The organism is Litoreibacter sp. (assembly GCF_058136045.1).
On record NZ_JBYVDD010000008.1, the window covers coordinates 47,075 to 65,740 of the forward strand.

Sequence of the window (18,666 nt, forward strand, 5' to 3'; positions counted from 1 at the left end):
TTCACAATGAGCCTGATTGCTGTGAAAAGAAAGGGAGGATTACCCTGAAAATTCCCAAAAACTGTGCGAGGCCCTCTGCTTTGTTCTAAACCTTGAGGTAAGATGTGTATGCAGCTTTGCAAGAGCCCAAAAGCGAGGCAGAGTGTTCGGGTATACTAAGGGCTGGTTATGCATTTGGATGTTCAAGACCTGAAAAAGTTTTACTACCGCACCGGTCTTGGCCGCGTGGCACAACGTGCGGTGCGTGATCAGGTGCGCTCGCTTTGGTCTAACACGAAGGGGCAAACCGTGGTCGGCTATGGGTTTGCGGCCCCGCTGTTGCGCCCTTTTTTCGGCGAGGCGCGTCGGGTTATGGCCCTGATGCCGGGTCCGCAAGGCGTCATGCATTGGCCCGCGGGCCAAGACAACATGTCGGTGCTGTGCGAGGAAACCCTGTGGCCGTTAGAGACTGGGCAGGTGGATAAGCTGGTATTGATGCATGGGCTGGAGACATCGCAGAACCCTACCGCATTGCTGGAGGAGTGTTTTCGCGTGCTGGGCCCCGGGGGGCGGGCGCTGTTTGTGGTGCCCAACCGCGCGGGCCTGTGGGCAAGGCGCGATGCGACGCCGTTTGGGTTCGGCCGGCCCTATTCGCTAAGCCAGTTGGAGGCGCAGCTGAGGCGGCATTCTTTTACGCCGGAAAGTCACCGCGCGGCGCTGTTCACGCCACCGAGCCAGCGCAAGGTCTGGCTGAAGTGGGCGAATAGTTTTGAGGCTGCCGGGCGGCGGGTCTCGTCGTATCTGGCGGGGGGTGTTTTGATCGTCGAGGCGAGCAAGCAAGTTTATGCGCCGAAGAAAAAAGGGCTGAAAGTGAACGTCAGAACGCCACTTCGGGCGCTGGAAAGTGCCGCGAAGCCAGTGGTTGGGCGTGACATTGTTAAATCGGATTGAACGAAAGCGTGGGTGACTCGCGGGGAAAATCGACAAAAAAAGGTCATTATCTACTCAATACTGGGGGCTTCAATCCGTCGCACCCGCGCATGATTGCGCTAAAGGCCCTGTAAAAACAGGGGTTTTTTTGATGGTATTATATTGGCCTTACCTGTTGCGGTGAGCACACCCGTTTGCTAGATCACCACTGATTTTGAAGGCTGCGGGGTGCGTGGCCTTTTCTGCAATCGCCAAGACAGACTTTATTTCAAAGTTTGCTGGCCTCGTTATCGGAAGGGTGGATGTGTCCGAACCAGTCTCGATCTCCACAGGCATCGCCGCGCGTTATGCGACAGCCGTGTTTGAATTGGCCAAAGAAGGCAAAAAGCTGAAGGCGTTGGAAACCGACGTCGACACGCTAGATACCGCATTGGCTGAAAGCGCAGATTTCCGCGACTTAATAGCATCGCCGCTGTACTCTCGGGAACAGCAAGCCAGCGCAGTTGTGGCAATCGCCAAGAAAATGAAGTTGTCGCCAGTTATGACCAAGACGCTGAACCTGATGGCTGATAAGCGCCGTCTGTTTGTTCTGCCGCAGTTGGTGTCAGGCTTGCGGGAGCTTATCGCCGACGAGAAAGGCGAAGTAACCGCTGACGTCATCGCCGCCAAGGCTTTGACCAAGGTGCAACAAGACAAACTTGCCAAGTCGTTGACGTCGACAATTGGTAAAGATGTAAAAATTAATATGTCCGTCGATGAAAGTCTCATTGGCGGCCTTGTCGTAAAAGTGGGTTCCAAGATGATCGACACCTCGATCCGCTCGAAACTCGCTTCCCTCCAGAATTCCATGAAAGAGGTCGGATAACATGGCGATCCAAGCTGCAGAAATCTCTGCGATCCTAAAAGACCAGATCAAAAACTTTGGCAAAGAAGTCGAAGTTGCCGAAGTTGGCCGCGTGCTAAGCGTTGGTGACGGGATTGCTCGCGTCTACGGTCTCGACAATTGCCAAGCTGGCGAAATGGTCGAATTCCCCGGTGGCATTCAAGGCATGGCCTTGAACCTTGAGAATGACAACGTTGGTGTTGTTATCTTCGGGTCCGACAGCCAAATCAAAGAGGGCGACGTTGTTAAGCGGACGAACTCTATTGTGGACGTTGCTGTCGGTGACGAGTTGCTAGGTCGCGTTGTTGACGGTCTTGGCAATCCACTGGATGGCAAAGGCCCGATCAAAACCAAGAAACGCGCTATTGTTGACCAAAAAGCGCCGGGCATCATCCCGCGCAAATCGGTTCACGAGCCAATGGCAACTGGTCTGAAATCTGTGGATGCGATGATCCCGGTTGGCCGTGGCCAGCGCGAGTTGATCATTGGTGACCGTCAAATCGGTAAAACAGCTATCGCGCTCGATGCGATCCTGAACCAAAAGTCCTATAACGAGGCCGCAGGCGATGACGAGAGCAAGAAGCTCTATTGCATCTATGTAGCGATTGGCCAGAAGCGCTCTACTGTGGCGCAATTGGTTAAGAAGCTCGAAGAATCTGGCGCGCTTGAGTATTCGATCGTTGTGGCTGCAACCGCATCTGATCCTGCTCCGATGCAGTTCTTGGCACCCTACGCTGCGACCGCAATGGCCGAGCACTTCCGTGACAATGGCCGCCACGCGCTGATCATCTATGATGATTTGACCAAACAAGCTGTGTCTTACCGTCAAATGTCGCTGTTGCTGCGTCGCCCACCAGGGCGTGAAGCGTATCCTGGAGATGTTTTCTATCTTCACTCCAGATTGCTTGAGCGTTCTTGCAAACTGAACGAAGATAACGGCTCTGGCTCGCTGACGGCTTTGCCGATCATTGAAACCCAAGGTGGCGACGTGTCTGCGTTTATTCCGACAAACGTGATTTCGATCACTGACGGTCAGATCTTCTTGGAAACCGAGCTGTTCTACCAAGGCATCCGCCCTGCTGTGAACACTGGCTTGTCAGTTTCGCGTGTTGGCTCGTCCGCACAAACAAACTCGATGAAGTCGGTTGCTGGTCCGGTTAAATTGGAATTGGCTCAATACCGTGAAATGGCTGCCTTCGCGCAGTTCGGATCGGATTTGGACGCTGCAACTCAGCAATTGCTGAACCGTGGTGCGCGTTTGACTGAGCTGATGAAACAGCCACAGTATTCGCCATTGACCAATGCCGAGATCGTTTGCGCAATCTATGCAGGCACCAAAGGCTATCTGGACAAAATTGCCGTCAACGATGTTGGCCGTTTTGAAGCTGGTTTGCTGGCGCATCTGCGTGGCAAAGGTAAAGCGGTTCTGGATATGATCACCAAGGATGACCCCAAAATTAAGGGTGATGCCGAGGCGGCCATTAAAGCCGAGATCGACGCGTTCGCAGCTGACTTCGCATAAGGGGGGCTTAGGCATATGCCAAACCTCAAGGTTCTAAAAAATCGGATCGCGTCGGTCAAATCGACCCGCAAGATCACGAAGGCGATGCAGATGGTCGCCGCCGCTAAACTGCGCCGTGCGCAGGAAGCGGCGGAGGCTGGGCGCCCCTATGCCAAACGGTTTAACGCCGTGATGGCACAGTTGGCCGGTTCTGTATCGTCTGACAGCGGCCCCAAGCTGCTGGTAGGTAACGGTGCTGATCAAACGCATCTGTTGGTTGTTATGACCGCAGAGCGCGGCTTGTGCGGCGGCTTTAACGGCAACATCGCCAAAATGGCGCGTGCGGCTGCAAACAAGCTGATCGCCGAAGGCAAAACAGTGAAAATCATCACTGTGGGTAAGAAAGGCCGGGAGTCGATAAAACGCGACCTCGGGCAATACTTCATCCACCATGTCGATTTGTCAGAGGTCAAAAAGCTTGGCTATGACAACGCGGCTGGCATTGCCCAAGATGTACTGGCCCGCTTTGACGCTGGCGAGTTCGATGTAGCAAAGATTTTCTACTCGAGCTTCCAGTCTGTCATCAGCCAAACCCCGACCGAGCAGCAGATTATCCCTGCTGACTTCTCGGACGCGGAAGCCACTGGCGAGAGCACAATCTACGACTACGAGCCAAGCGAAGAAGGCATTCTGGCCGACTTGCTGCCGCGCGCAGTCACCACGCAAATCTTCTCGGCCCTGTTGGAAAACGGCGCCTCGGAGCAGGGCGCGCGGATGTCCGCCATGGACAACGCAACCCGCAACGCAGGCGATATGATCGACAAGCTGACCATCGAATACAACCGGTCACGTCAGGCTGTCATCACCAACGAGCTTATTGAAATCATTTCGGGCGCGGAAGCGCTCTAGACCCCGGAGAACCTTAAAATGGCCAACTCAAAAGGCAAAATTACACAGGTTATTGGCGCGGTTGTCGACGTCCAATTCGCCGACGACCTGCCCGAGATTCTGAACGCGCTGACAACTGATAACAACGGCAAAAAGCTGGTGTTGGAAGTTGCACAGCACCTTGGTGAGAACACCGTTCGCACAATCGCTATGGACTCCACCGAGGGTTTGGTGCGCGGACAGGAAGTCATCAACACGGACGGCCAAATCACCGTACCAGTAGGGACCGGCACATTGGGCCGCATCCTGAACGTCATCGGCGAGCCAGTGGACGAGAAAGGCCCGGTCAGCGCGACCGAGTTCCGCTCTATTCACGGCGACGCGCCTGCGTTTGAAGACCAGTCCACAGCGACTGAAATTCTGGTGACAGGCATCAAAGTTATCGACCTTCTGGCACCATATACCAAGGGCGGCAAAATTGGCCTGTTCGGCGGTGCTGGTGTTGGCAAAACGGTTCTGATTATGGAGCTGATCAACAACATCGCGAAGGTGCACTCTGGTGTGTCCGTGTTCGCGGGTGTTGGCGAGCGGACCCGTGAAGGCAATGACCTTTACCACGAGATGATCGAATCCGGTGTTATCGTTCCTGACGATTTGGAGAAATCCAAAATTGCGCTGGTTTACGGTCAAATGAACGAGCCTCCAGGTGCGCGTATGCGGATTGCTTTGACTGGCCTGTCTTTGGCAGAGCAGTTCCGTGATGACACGGGCTCGGACGTTTTGTTCTTCGTGGACAACATCTTCCGCTTTACACAAGCCGGTTCCGAAGTGTCCGCGCTGTTGGGTCGTATCCCATCGGCTGTTGGCTACCAGCCAACGCTGGCCACTGACATGGGCATGATGCAAGAACGTATTGCATCGACCAAAGCGGGCTCGATCACTTCGGTGCAAGCCGTGTATGTGCCTGCCGATGACCTTACCGACCCGGCACCTGCGACATCGTTTGCCCACCTTGACGCGACAACGGTTCTTGACCGTGCGATCTCGGAAAAAGGCATCTACCCTGCGGTTGATCCGCTCGATAGTACGTCGCGCCTGATGGACCCATCTGTTGTTGGCGAGGAGCACTACCAAGTTGCCCGTGACGTCCAAAGCATCTTGCAGCGCTACAAATCATTGCAAGACATCATCGCCATTCTTGGCATGGATGAACTGTCTGAAGACGACAAAATCGCAGTGGCACGGGCGCGTAAAATTGAACGCTTCTTGTCCCAACCTTTCGATGTTGCGAAAGTGTTCACTGGTTCTGATGGTAAGCAGGTTCCGCTGGAAGACACTATCGCGTCGTTCAAAGCCGTTGTGGCTGGCGAGTACGATCACCTTCCAGAGGGCGCCTTCTACATGGTTGGCGGCATCGAAGATGTGATCGCTAAAGCCGAGAAAATGGCTGCTGACGCAGCTTAAGCCTTAAGGAGGCCATCACATGGCTGAGATGATGCAATTCGAACTGGTCTCACCTGAGCGGAGCTTAGCTTCCGTGCAGGCTTCCGAGGTGCAAATCCCCGGGGCTGAGGGTGACTTCACCGCAATGGCGCAACACGCGCCGGTGATTACAACCTTGCGTCCCGGCGTTTTGAGCGTTGTGACGGCATCTGGAACCGATGAGTATTTGGTGACAGGCGGTTTCGCAGAAGTTGGCACAGCAGGCACCACTGTGCTGGCCGAGCGGGCCTTTGCAAAGGCGGATGTGACTGCGGAGTTGATGGAGGTCCTGATCAAAGAGGCCAACATGCAACGAGATTCGGCCAACACAGATGTAGCGGCAAAATATGCCGACGATTTGGTCGCAGCGAGCTCGCAAATTTTGCCTTAAGCGGGATAAATTTGTGATTTTGCGATAATTTTAGAAAAAGCCCCGCTATGACGGGGCTTTTTCACGTTTATTTAGGAGCGAAAGGCTTACCACGAAGTAGTCTGACATAGTGTCGCCAATTTTTCCGAGTATATGCGAGTTCAAAGGTAGAAAATGCAGCGTTTAACCAACAATCATATCGGTATCTCGCAGGGCTCTCGCGTCCTGTTCTCCGACCATATTGATGACGGGCCTATGTGGACCGGCACTGGCCCGCGTGAGCATCGCTTTGAGGTGGAGTTTGCCGAGCGCTACGCCTCCGTGCCCAATGTGATGGTGGGGATTTCGATGTGGGATAGCGCCTCGTCAACCAATCAACGCATGGATATTTCCGCCGAAAACATTTCTGAGGGTGGATTCGATCTGGTGTTCCGTACATGGGGGGATAGCCGGGTGGCCCGCGTGCGTGCCAACTGGATTATTATAGGCGCGCTGCCCAATGAGGATAGTTGGGACCTGTACTGATCTAGCCAAATGGTGCGCGCTTCGCACGCCCGACATTGTTTGTCTTGGGGGCGCTGCCCCCAAACCCCCGAGGTATTTTCGGAAAAAAGAAGTTCTCAGTGCCTCAGGATTTAGCTGCTTGGCCCAGCCTTAGCTGCTTGGATAGAGGCTTTCGTAGATCGGCTCCAGCGTCGCGTTGTCGAACAGGGATGAAACTGACATGCCACCAGAGATGTTGAGGATTGCTTGGGCGAATAAGGGTGCTGTTGGTACGATGCGGATGTTTTTGCAGGCTTTGACGGCTTTGGTCGGCTCGATGCTATCTGTGATCACCAGACTTTTCATCACTGAGTTGGTGATCCGCTCGACCGCGGGGCCGGATAGGACGCCGTGGGTGATGTAGCTGTGAACCTCGGTGGCACCGGCCTCCATCAGCACTTCGGCGGCTTTGCACAGAGTGCCAGCAGTGTCGCAGATGTCGTCGACAATGATACAGCGCTTGCCTTTGACGTCTCCGATAACGGTCATCTCGGCGATTTCTCCGGCTTTCTCGCGACGTTTATCCACGATGGACAGCGGCACCTTGATGCGTTGCGCCAATTCGCGCGCGCGCGCCACACCGCCCACATCGGGAGAGACGATCATCACATCTTCCATGTCCTTGAAGTGGTGCAAAATATCGAGCGCAAAGATCGGCGAGGCGTAGAGGTTGTCGACGGGGATGTCGAAGAAGCCTTGGATCTGGGCCGCGTGCAGGTCCATGGTCAAAACCCGCTCGACGCCAGCCTCGGCAATCAGGTTGGCCACCAGTTTGGCCGAGATCGGCGTGCGGGCCTTGGTGCGGCGATCTTGGCGGGCATAGCCGAAGTATGGGATCACTGCGGTGATGCGTTGCGCGGACGAGCGACGCAGCGCATCGGTCATGATCAGCAGCTCCATCAGGTTGTCATTGGCCGGGTTCGAGGTGCTTTGGATGATGAACATATCCTCGCCGCGGACGTTCTCGTAGACTTCGACGAAAATCTCGCCATCGTTGAAGCGCTCGACCCGTGTATCAATCGGATTGACCCGTTGCCCGCGATGCATTGACATGCGTTTGGCGATGGCCTTGGCGAGTGGAATATTGGAATTGCCGGCGATAAGTTTTGGATCTGTGGTGATTGGCATGTGGTGTCCCCGTTTGGCAGCTATCACAGACCTGTGTTCCCCAACGCGGCCCGCGTTGCGAACCCCGTAACACCGCACTAGGATTCGCGCAAAGGTATAAGCTGATAAGGACGTCCAAATGCCACATATTGATTACTATTTTGCGACCATTTCACCCTACACGTATCTTGCGGGGACACGTTTGGAGGAAATGGCGGCCAAACACGGCGCGACGATCACTTACAAGCCGATGGATATTATGGGGCTGTTTGCGCGCACGGGGGGCACGCCGCCGCCGCAACGCCATCCCAACCGTCAAGAGTGGCGGCTGCAAGAGATGCGGCGCTCGGCCAAGAAACTGGGGATGGCGTTGAACCTGAAGCCTGCGTTTTGGCCCGCGAACCCTGCGCCGTCCTCTTATGCGATCATTGCGGCGCAATCGGCGGGGGGTGATGTGGGCGGCTTGGTGCATGGCTTTACCCGCGCGTGCTGGGCCGAGGATCGTGACATTGCAGATGATGGCGTTGTGCGTGAGGTGTTGGAGCAAGCGGGGTTTGATCCGACGCTGGCGGATAAGGGGCTGCTGGCCGGAGCCGAGCAATACGGCCGCAATCTGGAAGATGCGGTGCGGTGCGGTGTATTTGGCGCGCCGACTTATATTACTGACAGCGACGAGCGGTTCTGGGGGCAAGATAAGATCGAGGACTTGGGCCTGTTCTTATCGGGCGCGTTGTAGATGGCTAAGGCGCTGTTTGTGCACGGCATGCTCGCGGATCAGCGGGTGTGGCGGGAGGTGACGCCTGAGTTGCCGGATCTGGACTGCCGCTTTGTGGAGCTTCCGGGCCATGGCGATGCGGTGGACTGGGATGGCGGTGATTACCAGACCCAAGCCTACCGGATGGCGGAAGTTGCGTGTGGGGTTGGGAAAGAGCCGGTGCATCTGGTCGGGCATTCGTTCGGCGCGACGGTGGCATTGCGCTTGGCGGTGGAGCGGCCGGAGTTGCTGCTTAGTCTGACGTTAATTGACCCGGTGTTCTTTTACGCGGCGCGGCAAGGCCAACCAGAAATGTTTCAAGCCTACCGAGCGCGCTCTGCGCCAGTGATGGAGGCAATCGTGCAGGGCGAGTTCCTGCACGCGGCAGAGCTGTTCATACGCGATTGGGGCGTTGAGGGGGCTTGGGCGCATTTACCAGAAAGCGTGCGCGAGGGTATTGCCGCCAAGATGCGTCTGGTTGCGACTTCGGGGCCAAGTATTGCTGAGGATACGGGAAATATCTGGGCGCGGTTAGGGCGGATCAAATGCCCCGTTGCGCTGATCATGGGGGGGCGCTCAGAGCCTATTATGCGAGGGGTCAAGCGGGGGCTTGAGGCGGAAATGACGGTTGATTGCTCGGTTGTGATCGAAAATGCCGGGCATATGATCCCGCTGACCCACGGCAAGCTACTGGGGCAGCACCTTGCCGCGTTCACATCTTAGCCGCGTAGCAGCGCGACTAGCTGGTCGATCTCGGCCTCGGATTTGGACCAATCACAGACCATGCGACAGCGGATCAACTCCTCGTCAGGACCGTCGAGCGAGGCGTTGAAGGGGAATAGGTAATACTGCGCGCCGGCGTTTATGGCGCGTTTATGCGCGGCGCGGGGCAGGTTGGCGAAGACCATGTTGGCCTGTGGGCGGTCGGGGATATCGGCCCCCTCGATACTGTCCAATCCTGCGACCAGACGGGCGCAATTGGCGTTGGCTTTGGCCCCGAGCTCTAGCCATAGACCCCCCCCCAGATAGGCCTCCATCTGAGCGGATAAGTAGCGGTGCTTGGAGAAAAGATGCGCGCCACGTTTGCGGCGCAACTCGAACTCCCACGCCTTTTCAGGGTCGAAAAAGATGACTGCCTCGACGCCTGCACAGCCGTTTTTGGTGCCGCCAAAGGACACCACGTCGATGCCTGCTTTCCATGACATCTGCGCCGCCGTGCAGCCAAGCGCGGCGCAGGCATTGGCAAACCGTGCGCCGTCCAGATGGGTTTTCAGGTCGAATTCTTTTGCAATCGCAGTAAGTTGCGCAATCTCGTCTAACGTGTAAAGCGTGCCGACTTCGGTGGCTTGTGTGATTGTCACGGGGCCGCGTTGCACACCATGCACACCTTTGTCGCCAGTGTGAATGATCGCATGGCGTAACGCGTCAGGGTCCATTTTCGCGCCATGCCCCTCGACCAAAGTTGTCTTGGCCCCGTTGGCGTAGAATTCCGGCGCGCCGCATTCGTCTTCTTCAACGTGAGAGACGCGGTGCGCGAACATGGTGTCCCAACTCTGGGTGTAGGTGGATAGGGCCAGCGCGTTGGCAGCGGTGCCTGTGGCAACTAAGTAAACTGCCGCCTCGGGGGCCTCAAATGTGGTGCGAATGGCGTCGCGGACGCGGGGCATGATGGTGTCGTAGCCATAGGGCATCTCGTAGCCGGTGTTGGCTTTGACGATGGCGTCCAGCACTGATGGGTGCATTGGGCCCGCGTTATCAGAGGCGAAATTCATGGCGCTAATCCTCGATTATGTAGTTTTCCCACTCGTCCTCGGATACCTCAAATTCTGGCACTGTCCATCCCTGTACCGACACCCCTGCGTCGTGAACGGTCTGCGCTGTGCCAGAAATGAGCGGGTGCCAATCGTATAAGGCTTTGCCTTCATTGAGTAATCTGTAGGCGCAGGTGGGCGGCATCCAATAGCCGATGTCGTCGATGTTTTTTGGGGTTAGCTGCACGCAATCGGGGACGAATTGCTTGCGGATATCATATTGGGCGCAGCGGCAGGTGTCGCCATCCAGCAGGCGGCAGGCGACGCGGGTGAAGGCGATCTCGAAGGTGTCTTCGTCTTCCAGTTTATTCAAACAGCAGCGCCCACAGCCGTCGCACAGGGCCTCCCACTCTTTGGGGGCCATGTTTTTGAGCGGTACATTTTCCCAGAATTTTTCGCGTAAGCCATCGCGTTGGATCGGGTCGCTCATGGGGGCGTTCACAGGGCGGCCAGAATGGTGCGCGCGCGGTCGCAATCGGCGTTCATCTGGGTGATCAGGGCGTCGAGGCTGTCGAATTTTTCCTCGCCGCGCAGGTATTCAATGAGGGCAACAGACAGGGTCTCGCCGTATAAATCCCCTTTGAAATCAAACAGAAAGCTTTCGCAGTTGGGCGTGTTCACGCCAAACATCGGGCGCACCCCGATAGAGGCGGCGCCGTGGTATTCGCCTTTATGCGGGCCGGTCAAGACATCAACCAGAATGGCATAGACGCCAAATTTTGGCGGGTGCAGCCCGTCGATGGACATGTTGGCCGTGGGGAAGCCCAATTCGCGGCCGCGTTGGTCACCTTGGATGACGGCCCCCTCGATGCGGTGCCAGTGTTTGAGCATTTCTGCGGCGTCGCGTGGGCGGCCATCGGTTAAAGCCGCGCGGATGCTGGTGGAGGACACTTGGGCGGTGTCTTGGGTTACGAGGTCGGCGATTGTGACGCCGAAACCGTAGTGTGCGCCGAATTCTTTAAGCATGTCGGCGTTGCCCGCGCGGCCTTTGCCAAAGCAGAAATCAGCGCCAACGACCACATGGGTCAGACCAAGGCCTTTGGCGATCACGTCACGGGCGAACTCTTCGGCAGAAAGGCCGGAGAGGGTTGGATTGAAATTCAACTGATACAGACGCTCCACGCCCAGCTTTTCAAGGCGGTTGGCCTTGGCTTCGGCGTTCATCAAACGGAATGCGGGGGCGCCTTTGGCGAAGAATTCGCGCGGGTGCGGCTCAAAGGTGACGATGCCAAGTGGTGCGTCGGGGGCGGCCTTGCGGGCCAACTCGATCACCGCGCGATGGCCTACATGCACGCCATCAAAGTTGCCGATGGCGGCGGTGGCACCTCGGTCTTGCGGACGGGTGAATTGATAGTCTCGAATGATCCTCATGAGCGTTTGGGTAAACGGCCTATGAGGTGGGTGCAAGTGGTCGCTCTCGGTAAGTTTCTTTGAAACTGACCTGCCGCGCTGCGCGGGGATTTTGGATAGGTACTGCGCTAGTCGAATTTACGTGACGGCGCTAGGACGATGGCCTCGCCTTTTAGCACGTTTTTGCCGTCCACTTCGCAACGGGTGTGCATGGTGACGCGGCGCTTGGCGTAGTCGATTTCCATAACCTCTACCTCGGCCATGACCATATCGCCGGGGCGCACAGGGGCGAGGAATTTCAAGGTTTGTCCAAGGTAAACAGTACCATGGCCGGGAAGTTGTTCACCAATAACCGCAGAGATCAGGCCAGCAGTGAGCATGCCATGGGCGATGCGGCCCTCGAATATTGTGTCTTGGGCGTAATCGTCATCGAGGTGCACCGGATTATGGTCAGTGGAGATTTCGGCGAACATTTCAATGTCTTTATCGGTGACCTGCTTGCGCAAATGCCGCTTCATGCCAATCTCGATATCCTCGATGCAAATGGTGCCGCGGGGAAGGTTGTCTGTGCGATGGGCTGTCATCATGGTAAGTAACTTTCAAACAAGTAATGCGCCGTGTTTGAAATATAATTACTTTGCACTTGCAGCAAAGTCCAGTGCTTTCTGCGCTAGCGAAGGAAGCCAATTGTATAGGTCGGATTTGACATTTCTTTTTCTAAATAGGCGTTTAGAAGGTTTTCATCCGGCTGGTGCGTCGTTTTTGTCTCGGCGGCGGCAAGGCCCCCGGAGATGAACAGAGAATCAATATCCTCGCCCATCGCACCTTTGATATCGGTCAGAATGCCATCGCCGATGCATAAGATCCGGTCGTCAGAGATCGAGGTGCCAAGGGCTGCGAGCCTGCGGCGGGCGAGGTCATAGATTGGCGGATGGGGCTTGCCAAAATACAGGCTCTCGCCGCCCATTTCGGTATAGAGCTTGGCTAAGGCCCCGGCGCACCATTCGCGCTTTTCGCCGCGGTCGACATTGATGTCAGGGTTGGCGCACAGCAGCTTCAGGCCCTTTTGTTTGGCATAGAGAAAATCAGCGCGGTTCACCTCTGGGTCGGCAAAAGGATCGAGGGGGCCGCAGCAAATGATGCCTTCGGCTTCGCTTAAAGGGACTGTCTTAATGGGGGCGGGATTTTCAACGATATCAAGGGGATCGAAGAAGGTTGTGTCGTGAGGTTGGCCAATGAAATAGACCTTTGAGCCAACGGCCCCGTTAAACATGGCAAAGCGCGCGGAATCGCCGGAGGTGGCAATGACGTCCCAGCTATCATCCGCAACGCCGATTTTTTCAAGCTGTAGTGCGACCGAGGCGCGGTGGCGCGGGGCGTTGGTGACAAAAATCACTTTGCCGCCTTTGGCGCGGTATTCCTGCATGGCCGCGACGGCCTCGGAAAAGGGGGTCAGGCCGTTGTGGATGCAGCCCCAGAGATCGACAAAAAGCGCGTCATAGCGGTCGGAAATTTCAGAGAGTTGGGTGATGATTTGGGTCATGGGGGCCTCTGAAATATCAAGAAAAACACATGCGGGAGCATCGCTACCCCCGCATGTAGTGGTGTCGTTTTAAACTTTGAGAACGGGGATGATCTGCTTTTTGCGGCTCATCACGCCGGGTAGGACAACGGTGTCGCCGGAAACGTTCGCGCCGAAGCTGGCCTCGGCCACGCGCTTGGATAGGTCGTTGGGGATCATCATGGTGGCTTCCTCGTTGAGGATGTCCACGACGAACAGCAGAACTTCGTTCACTTTGTCTTCGCCTGCGACGGCGGGCATGGCGGCCATGATCTCGTCCTTGCGGTCCAGCACGGAGGCGGGCGAGGTGGTTTCCAGCACCGAGACGCGGAACTTCATGCCGCCGACCTCATATTCTTTGCTGTCCATGCGCAGCAACTCTGCGGCGGAGAAGGCAGAGACATCGGATTTCGCGGCGAACATCTCGGCGGCGTAATCGGCAATATTGATGCCTAGCTCACCCGCCAGTTTTTCGGCCAGGGCGCGGTCGGTGTCCGTCGTGGTCGGCGAGCGGAATTCCAGCGTATCGGACAAGATGCACGACAGCATCGCGCCTTTGATATTCTCCGGCATGTGGTCGACGTGCGCGCCCATCAGATCGTGCATGATGGTGGCGGTGCAAGCCAGCGGGCGGATAGTGATGTCGATGGGGCCAGCCGTTTCCAGCCCGCCGACCAGCTTGTGGTGGTCGATGATGGCTTGCACGTCTGCGCCGTTTATATTGGCGGGCAACTCGGCCGGGTTGTTGGTGTCGACGATAACGCAAGGCTGGCCGTCGGCTACATTGTCGATGATTTCTGGCTTGGTGAGGTTCCAGCGTTCCAGCACGAAGGCGGCTTCGGTGTTCGGCTCGCCCAGCAGTTTGGCGGCGGCGTCCGCGCCAGTGTGGTTCATGAACCATTCCCAGATCAGCGGCGAGCCGGTGCTGTCGGTGTCGGGGGATTTGTGGCCAAAGATAAATGTGGTCATAGCTATGCGTCCTTGAGGATGGGTGTGGTCTTTGCGCGCCTTATAAGAGCCGTTGTGCGTGATGTCACGCGGCGCTGGATGCGGCAGGATAGCGCTGGCGTTTTAGGTCTGGTGTGAAGGGGATGTGGCTAAGTTCAGGCGCGAGATGCGCCAGCAACGCGTCATTGTAGATGTTGGCTTGGCGCTCGGCCACGGGCAAGCACATGCAGGCGCGTATAAGTGCGCGATCGCAAAACGGATTCACGAGGAAATTGCGGGTGTAGCCGTAGAATTTAGGCTGCCAGCCGGGGAGCAGGTTCTCGATAAAGGCAAAGTCATACGAGAGCTTTTGGGCGGCTTCGGGCAGGCTTCCCTTCCATGCGAGGTAGTCGGGTTTGAACGTGTTGACGGTTTGGGCACCACCAGCGGGCAGAATGGCGAGGCGGTCGGTCGCGTAATCCGCGTCATGGCCGTCGGGGGTGGCCGCGTCATGGGTTAGGCCGCGTTTCCAGTGATTGGCCTTGAGGATTTCCATAACATTGCCGCGCAACACAACCCCGTGCGGTAGCTTGCGGCTTAGCCCGTCGAGCACGTCGTTGTTGGCGTCACCGACAAAGCCCCCCGCCAGCCGGAATGCCATCTTTTGGCGCATACGGGCGGGGCGGCTGAGGGTGTCCCGGTCGCGGGCCGTGTTGGTGTAGGAGGCGTAGATCGTGTGCTCCAAACCCAAGGCGGCGGCCACGTCTGTGCTGATCTCGGCGTCAAGTTGGCCTTGCCAGTTCATCACATAGGTAAAGCTGTGGTCGATATGGTCCAGATGCGGTTTGGCGGCGGCGGCAAGGTTTCGGCTGTCGCGCCCCCCTGTGAGGGGCAATAGCGTTGGGTGGCTTTGCGCGATGGCCCCGATCGTGGCGCTTAGGCGTTTGGCCATGGCGGCGATGGTTCTGTCCGGCGTGTCGGTTGGGAATTGCGCATCAACCGCGGGCCAGAAGCGCGCGAGTTGGAAGCTGGTAAGGTCAAGCCGGTGGTTGGGCATCACCCCACGCACATGCACATCGCGAGTAAAGCCAAGCGCGTAAGCCCCCCGACCGGCCTGAATTTCCTGTGGATCAAAGCGGGGCGTATCAATAAGCGGGCGGTTAATGCACATGAGTGGGGTTGAGGCCACGGTTCGGGTGCTGGCATCATAAACCACCCCCATGGAGCCCGTCGGATCAGCGTAAACCGCAGTGGGCGATAGGGCGACATAGCGACCGGCGGCATCGGTGACAAATTGCTCGAAACTTTGGTGTTCTGGCAGGGCGTAGCCGTCACTGACCAACTTGCCAGCGCCGTCGACGGCAAGCCCAAGCAGCAGCCCCACGGCCTCGCCGCGGTGGTCATATAGGCGCGATACTGGGAGGGCGCGGCAGTGATGTAGGTGCCAACCTTGGCCAAGCTCGGTCGTTCGGTAGTCTTCAACGTCTAGCGAGGTGGATTGGCTGAGGGTGAACTGGCCGCGAAAGGTGCGCACGAAGTTAAGGCCTGCGTCAGCGCAAGCGGTCTGGGCCGCGAGGGGGGCGGTTAGCATTGGGGCGGCTCCTTACTGTGGGGCTCTGACTGTCTGCTCTTGTTACTGCGATGATACACCATTGCGCGCATAGGCCAAAGCCAAAATGCGCGCGCTTGTCGGCAGGGTGTCACGGGCGTTAGCGTGGTGGCTATGGTGAAAGAGACAGAGCTATATGCGCCCGTTAAAGGCTTCCTTGAAGGGCAGGGATATGAGGTGAAGGGCGAGATCGGGGCCTGTGATGTGGTTGGCGCGCGCGCGGGCGATGATCCGGTAATTATAGAGCTGAAGACCGCGTTTTCGCTGAGCCTGTTTCATCAAGGTGTGGCGCGGCAATCTATCTGTGACGACGTTTATGTGGCGGTGCCGCGCAAGCCGGGGAAGCTGTTTCTTAAGGCGTTGAAAGAGAACGCCGCGCTGTGCCGTCGGTTGGGGTTGGGACTAATTACAGTACGGCTGTCGGATGGGCTGATTGAGGTCCACACTGACCCAGCGCCCTACGCACCACGCAAATCCAAGACCCGCAAGGGCCGCCTGTTGCGCGAGTTTGCGCGGCGGGTGGGTGACCCGAATACCGGCGGGCAAACCCGTGTGGGCCTGATTACGGCGTATCGCCAAGATGCGCTGAAATGTGCGCGCCACTTGGCGGTAGCGGGGGCTTGCAAAGGCTCGGTCGTGGCCGCAGCGGCGGAGGTGCCGACAGCAACGCGCATCATGGCGGCGGATCATTATGGCTGGTTCGAGCGGGTTGCCGTAGGCCATTACGCGCTGACGCCCAAGGGAATTACGGCGCTTGAGGCGTTTTCAGGGGCGCTGGACGGCTAAGGTTTCATAAACATTTAACAGGGCATCTGGTTGACTCATTGATGGAGGCTCCTTAGCTACGCTTTGTTGGCACTCGCATTAGGTGAGTGCTAACGGTCCCGAAGATTGAGGGGCCATGGGAGTAATTTGGAGCTGAGGAGCACCATCAGATGGCATTAAAACCGCTACACGACCGCGTTCTGGTTGAACGCGTTGAAGGCGACGAAAAAACCGCAGGCGGTTTGATCATCCCTGAAAGCGCAAAAGAAAAACCAGCAGAAGGCATGATTATTGCCGCTGGCGAAGGCGCACGCAAAGAGTCGGGTGATTTGATCCCGATGGCTGTCAAAGAAGGCGACAAAATCTTGTTCGGCAAATGGTCCGGCACAGAAGTCACCGTTGACGGCAAAGAGCTGCTGATCATGAAAGAGAGCGACATTTTGGGCATCATTTCCTAAGGGAAATGCCGGGGCTTTATGCTCCACCTAAATATTCGCAACATATAAAGATACTCAAAGGAGCACATGAAAATGGCTGCTAAAGACGTCAAATTCGGCACAGACGCCCGGAACAAGATGCTGAACGGCATCAACATTCTGGCTGACGCTGTGAAAGTTACCCTCGGTCCTAAAGGCCGTAACGTTGTCTTGGACAAATCTTTCGGCGCACCACGCATCACCAAAGACGGTGTGACTGTTGCCAAAGATATCGAACTTGAAGACAAGTTCGAGAACATGGGCGCACAAATGGTTAAGGAAGTTGCTTCCCGGACCAATGATGAGGCCGGTGACGGCACCACGACTGCAACAGTTCTGGCTCAAGCCATCGTAAAAGAAGGCCTGAAATCGGTTGCCGCTGGCATGAACCCGATGGACCTGAAACGCGGCATCGACATGGCAACTATCAAAGTTGTTGAAGCGATCAAAGCTGCAGCACGCCCTGTCAATGACAGCGACGAAGTTGCACAAGTCGGCACCATCTCCGCCAATGGCGAAGCTGAAATCGGTCAGCAAATTGCTGGTGCGATGCAAAAAGTCGGCAATGAGGGTGTTATCACCGTCGAAGAAAACAAAGGCCTGGAAACAGAGACCGATGTTGTTGAAGGCATGCAGTTTGACCGCGGCTACCTGTCACCTTACTTCGTGACTAACCCTGAAAAAATGACTGCTGAGCTGGAAGATTGCCTGATCTTGCTGCACGAGAAAAAACTCTCGTCGTTGCAGCCAATGGTTCCTTTGTTGGAAACTGTTATCCAGTCCGGCAAACCGCTGATGATCATTGCAGAAGATGTTGAGGGCGAAGCCCTTGCAACGCTTGTTGTGAACAAACTGCGTGGCGGCCTGAAAATCTCGGCTGTTAAGGCTCCTGGTTTTGGCGATCGTCGTAAAGCAATGTTGCAAGACATCGCGATTTTGACTGGTGGTCAAGTGATCTCGGAAGATTTGGGCATGAAGCTTGAGTCGGTGACTATCGACATGCTTGGCACTGCCAAGAAAGTTCAGATCACCAAAGACGAGACCACTATCGTTGACGGCGCTGGCGAGAAAGCTGAGATCGAGGCACGTGTTGCTCAGATCCGTCAGCAGATCGAAGAAACCACGTCTGATTACGACCGTGAGAAGCTGCAAGAACGTGTTGCCAAATTGGCAGGCGGCGTTGCTGTTATCCGTGTTGGCGGCATGACTGAAGTTGAAGTTAAAGAGCGCAAAGACCGCGTTGACGATGCTTTGAACGCGACCCGTGCGGCCGTGCAAGAAGGTATTGTTGTAGGCGGCGGTGTTGCTTTGGTTCAAGCTGCGAAGACCCTTGAAGGTCTTAAAGGCGCGAATGGCGACCAAGATGTCGGCATCAAAATCGTGCGCAAAGCCATCGAAGCGCCACTGCGTCAGATTGCTGAAAATGCTGGTGTTGACGGCGCTGTTGTGGCTGGCAAAATCCGCGAGTCCGACGACGTAACTTTCGGCTTCAACGCTCAGACCGAAGAATATGGCGACATGTTCAAATTCGGCGTGATCGACCCTGCCAAAGTAGTTCGCACTGCATTGCAAGACGCAGCTTCGGTGGCATCCTTGCTGATCACCACAGAAGCTATGGTCGGCGATAAGCCATCGAAAGATGGCGGCGGCGGCATGCCTGACATGGGCGGAATGGGCGGCATGGGCGGCATGATGTAGCACGCATTTGCCGCAAGGCGAATACGTGTGAT

Annotated in this window: 20 protein-coding genes; 12 read left to right on the forward strand and 8 right to left on the reverse strand. The window is 56.5% G+C overall.

Annotated features, from left to right (window positions below; genetic code table 11):
- Positions 1-168 precede the first annotated feature (168 nt).
- The 7 genes from AC3Y7R_RS12250 to AC3Y7R_RS12280 all read left to right on the forward strand — a co-directional run bounded on the left by AC3Y7R_RS12250 (position 169) and on the right by AC3Y7R_RS12280 (position 6,558).
- A complete protein-coding gene (locus AC3Y7R_RS12250; protein WP_490042334.1) occupies positions 169-930 on the forward strand; it encodes a methyltransferase domain-containing protein in 762 nt (253 codons plus the stop codon).
- A 283-nt stretch (positions 931-1,213) separates the two neighbouring features.
- Positions 1,214-1,774: a F0F1 ATP synthase subunit delta gene (locus tag AC3Y7R_RS12255; RefSeq protein WP_490042335.1), complete on the forward strand. Its 561-nt coding sequence runs from the start codon at positions 1,214-1,216 to the stop codon at positions 1,772-1,774.
- A 1-nt stretch (position 1,775) separates the two neighbouring features.
- Entirely contained in the window at positions 1,776-3,314 is a 1,539-nt protein-coding gene (gene atpA / locus AC3Y7R_RS12260) for a F0F1 ATP synthase subunit alpha (RefSeq protein ID WP_490042336.1), read from the forward strand.
- A gap of 15 nt (positions 3,315-3,329) precedes the next feature.
- Positions 3,330-4,202, forward strand: coding sequence for a F0F1 ATP synthase subunit gamma (locus AC3Y7R_RS12265; RefSeq protein WP_490042337.1), 873 nt, complete (start codon positions 3,330-3,332; stop codon positions 4,200-4,202).
- 18 nt (positions 4,203-4,220) lie between these two features.
- Complete coding sequence (atpD, locus tag AC3Y7R_RS12270) at positions 4,221-5,645, forward strand: F0F1 ATP synthase subunit beta (protein ID WP_490042338.1); 1,425 nt, start codon at positions 4,221-4,223, stop codon at positions 5,643-5,645.
- A gap of 19 nt (positions 5,646-5,664) precedes the next feature.
- Entirely contained in the window at positions 5,665-6,054 is a 390-nt protein-coding gene (locus tag AC3Y7R_RS12275; protein WP_490042339.1) for a F0F1 ATP synthase subunit epsilon, read from the forward strand.
- Positions 6,055-6,207: 153 nt separating this feature from the next.
- Positions 6,208-6,558 (forward strand): H-type lectin domain-containing protein, encoded by a 351-nt coding sequence (locus tag AC3Y7R_RS12280; protein WP_490042340.1) that lies wholly within the window; start codon positions 6,208-6,210, stop codon positions 6,556-6,558.
- A gap of 129 nt (positions 6,559-6,687) precedes the next feature.
- Here AC3Y7R_RS12280 and AC3Y7R_RS12285 read toward each other — a convergent pair whose 3' ends face one another.
- Positions 6,688-7,704: a ribose-phosphate pyrophosphokinase gene (locus tag AC3Y7R_RS12285; protein WP_490042341.1), complete on the reverse strand. Its 1,017-nt coding sequence runs from the start codon at positions 7,702-7,704 to the stop codon at positions 6,688-6,690.
- A gap of 118 nt (positions 7,705-7,822) precedes the next feature.
- Between AC3Y7R_RS12285 and AC3Y7R_RS12290 the strand changes: the two genes are divergently transcribed.
- Positions 7,823-8,419 carry a 2-hydroxychromene-2-carboxylate isomerase gene (locus tag AC3Y7R_RS12290; protein ID WP_490042342.1) on the forward strand — a complete coding sequence of 199 codons (597 nt, stop codon included), beginning with the start codon at positions 7,823-7,825 and terminating at the stop codon, positions 8,417-8,419.
- Entirely contained in the window at positions 8,420-9,160 is a 741-nt protein-coding gene (locus tag AC3Y7R_RS12295; protein ID WP_490042343.1) for an alpha/beta fold hydrolase, read from the forward strand.
- Here the strand turns inward: AC3Y7R_RS12295 and AC3Y7R_RS12300 are convergent.
- From AC3Y7R_RS12300 to AC3Y7R_RS12330, 7 genes are all read right to left on the reverse strand, one after another.
- Complete coding sequence (locus tag AC3Y7R_RS12300) at positions 9,157-10,209, reverse strand: threonine aldolase family protein (protein ID WP_490042344.1); 1,053 nt, start codon at positions 10,207-10,209, stop codon at positions 9,157-9,159. The genes AC3Y7R_RS12295 and AC3Y7R_RS12300 overlap by 4 nt on opposite strands.
- 4 nt (positions 10,210-10,213) lie before the next feature.
- A complete protein-coding gene (locus tag AC3Y7R_RS12305) occupies positions 10,214-10,678 on the reverse strand; it encodes a YcgN family cysteine cluster protein (RefSeq protein ID WP_490042345.1) in 465 nt (154 codons plus the stop codon).
- An 8-nt stretch (positions 10,679-10,686) separates the two neighbouring features.
- Positions 10,687-11,619 carry a bifunctional riboflavin kinase/FAD synthetase gene (locus tag AC3Y7R_RS12310; protein WP_490042346.1) on the reverse strand — a complete coding sequence of 311 codons (933 nt, stop codon included), beginning with the start codon at positions 11,617-11,619 and terminating at the stop codon, positions 10,687-10,689.
- Between the two features lie 107 nt (positions 11,620-11,726).
- Positions 11,727-12,182, reverse strand: a complete 456-nt coding sequence (locus AC3Y7R_RS12315) for a MaoC family dehydratase (RefSeq protein WP_490042807.1) — start codon at positions 12,180-12,182, stop codon at positions 11,727-11,729.
- Positions 12,183-12,268: 86 nt separating this feature from the next.
- The gene (locus AC3Y7R_RS12320) at positions 12,269-13,141 is read right to left on the reverse strand and encodes a TIGR01459 family HAD-type hydrolase (RefSeq protein WP_490042347.1); all 873 of its coding nucleotides are present in this window, start codon (positions 13,139-13,141) and stop codon (positions 12,269-12,271) included.
- A gap of 69 nt (positions 13,142-13,210) precedes the next feature.
- Positions 13,211-14,128, reverse strand: coding sequence for a manganese-dependent inorganic pyrophosphatase (locus AC3Y7R_RS12325; protein WP_490042348.1), 918 nt, complete (start codon positions 14,126-14,128; stop codon positions 13,211-13,213).
- A gap of 64 nt (positions 14,129-14,192) precedes the next feature.
- Positions 14,193-15,677 (reverse strand): hypothetical protein, encoded by a 1,485-nt coding sequence (locus AC3Y7R_RS12330; RefSeq protein WP_490042349.1) that lies wholly within the window; start codon positions 15,675-15,677, stop codon positions 14,193-14,195.
- Positions 15,678-15,809: 132 nt separating this feature from the next.
- Between AC3Y7R_RS12330 and AC3Y7R_RS12335 the strand changes: the two genes are divergently transcribed.
- The 3 genes from AC3Y7R_RS12335 to groL all read left to right on the forward strand — a co-directional run bounded on the left by AC3Y7R_RS12335 (position 15,810) and on the right by groL (position 18,634).
- Positions 15,810-16,481, forward strand: coding sequence for a DUF2161 domain-containing phosphodiesterase (locus AC3Y7R_RS12335; RefSeq protein ID WP_490042808.1), 672 nt, complete (start codon positions 15,810-15,812; stop codon positions 16,479-16,481).
- Between the two features lie 149 nt (positions 16,482-16,630).
- Positions 16,631-16,918 carry a co-chaperone GroES gene (locus AC3Y7R_RS12340; RefSeq protein WP_490042350.1) on the forward strand — a complete coding sequence of 96 codons (288 nt, stop codon included), beginning with the start codon at positions 16,631-16,633 and terminating at the stop codon, positions 16,916-16,918.
- A 72-nt stretch (positions 16,919-16,990) separates the two neighbouring features.
- A complete protein-coding gene (groL, locus tag AC3Y7R_RS12345; protein WP_490042351.1) occupies positions 16,991-18,634 on the forward strand; it encodes a chaperonin GroEL in 1,644 nt (547 codons plus the stop codon).
- Positions 18,635-18,666 lie beyond the last annotated feature (32 nt).

What these genes read in the sequence shown, in the direction of transcription:
- AC3Y7R_RS12340 (WP_490042350.1), top strand. Translation starts at nt 16,631, where the DNA reads ATGGCATTAAAACCGCTACACGACCGCGTTCTGGTTGAACGCGTTGAA.
- AC3Y7R_RS12295 (WP_490042343.1), top strand. Translation starts at nt 8,420, where the DNA reads ATGGCTAAGGCGCTGTTTGTGCACGGCATGCTCGCGGATCAGCGGGTG.
- AC3Y7R_RS12250 (WP_490042334.1), top strand. Translation starts at nt 169, where the DNA reads ATGCATTTGGATGTTCAAGACCTGAAAAAGTTTTACTACCGCACCGGT.
- AC3Y7R_RS12325 (WP_490042348.1), bottom strand. Translation starts at nt 14,128, where the DNA reads ATGACCACATTTATCTTTGGCCACAAATCCCCCGACACCGACAGCACC.
- AC3Y7R_RS12290 (WP_490042342.1), top strand. Translation starts at nt 7,823, where the DNA reads ATGCCACATATTGATTACTATTTTGCGACCATTTCACCCTACACGTAT.
- atpD (WP_490042338.1), top strand. Translation starts at nt 4,221, where the DNA reads ATGGCCAACTCAAAAGGCAAAATTACACAGGTTATTGGCGCGGTTGTC.
- AC3Y7R_RS12320 (WP_490042347.1), bottom strand. Translation starts at nt 13,141, where the DNA reads ATGACCCAAATCATCACCCAACTCTCTGAAATTTCCGACCGCTATGAC.
- groL (WP_490042351.1), top strand. Translation starts at nt 16,991, where the DNA reads ATGGCTGCTAAAGACGTCAAATTCGGCACAGACGCCCGGAACAAGATG.
- AC3Y7R_RS12310 (WP_490042346.1), bottom strand. Translation starts at nt 11,619, where the DNA reads ATGAGGATCATTCGAGACTATCAATTCACCCGTCCGCAAGACCGAGGT.
- atpA (WP_490042336.1), top strand. Translation starts at nt 1,776, where the DNA reads ATGGCGATCCAAGCTGCAGAAATCTCTGCGATCCTAAAAGACCAGATC.
- AC3Y7R_RS12275 (WP_490042339.1), top strand. Translation starts at nt 5,665, where the DNA reads ATGGCTGAGATGATGCAATTCGAACTGGTCTCACCTGAGCGGAGCTTA.
- AC3Y7R_RS12315 (WP_490042807.1), bottom strand. Translation starts at nt 12,182, where the DNA reads ATGACAGCCCATCGCACAGACAACCTTCCCCGCGGCACCATTTGCATC.
- AC3Y7R_RS12305 (WP_490042345.1), bottom strand. Translation starts at nt 10,678, where the DNA reads ATGAGCGACCCGATCCAACGCGATGGCTTACGCGAAAAATTCTGGGAA.
- AC3Y7R_RS12300 (WP_490042344.1), bottom strand. Translation starts at nt 10,209, where the DNA reads ATGAATTTCGCCTCTGATAACGCGGGCCCAATGCACCCATCAGTGCTG.
- AC3Y7R_RS12285 (WP_490042341.1), bottom strand. Translation starts at nt 7,704, where the DNA reads ATGCCAATCACCACAGATCCAAAACTTATCGCCGGCAATTCCAATATT.
- AC3Y7R_RS12330 (WP_490042349.1), bottom strand. Translation starts at nt 15,677, where the DNA reads ATGCTAACCGCCCCCCTCGCGGCCCAGACCGCTTGCGCTGACGCAGGC.
- AC3Y7R_RS12265 (WP_490042337.1), top strand. Translation starts at nt 3,330, where the DNA reads ATGCCAAACCTCAAGGTTCTAAAAAATCGGATCGCGTCGGTCAAATCG.
- AC3Y7R_RS12280 (WP_490042340.1), top strand. Translation starts at nt 6,208, where the DNA reads ATGCAGCGTTTAACCAACAATCATATCGGTATCTCGCAGGGCTCTCGC.
- AC3Y7R_RS12335 (WP_490042808.1), top strand. Translation starts at nt 15,810, where the DNA reads ATGGTGAAAGAGACAGAGCTATATGCGCCCGTTAAAGGCTTCCTTGAA.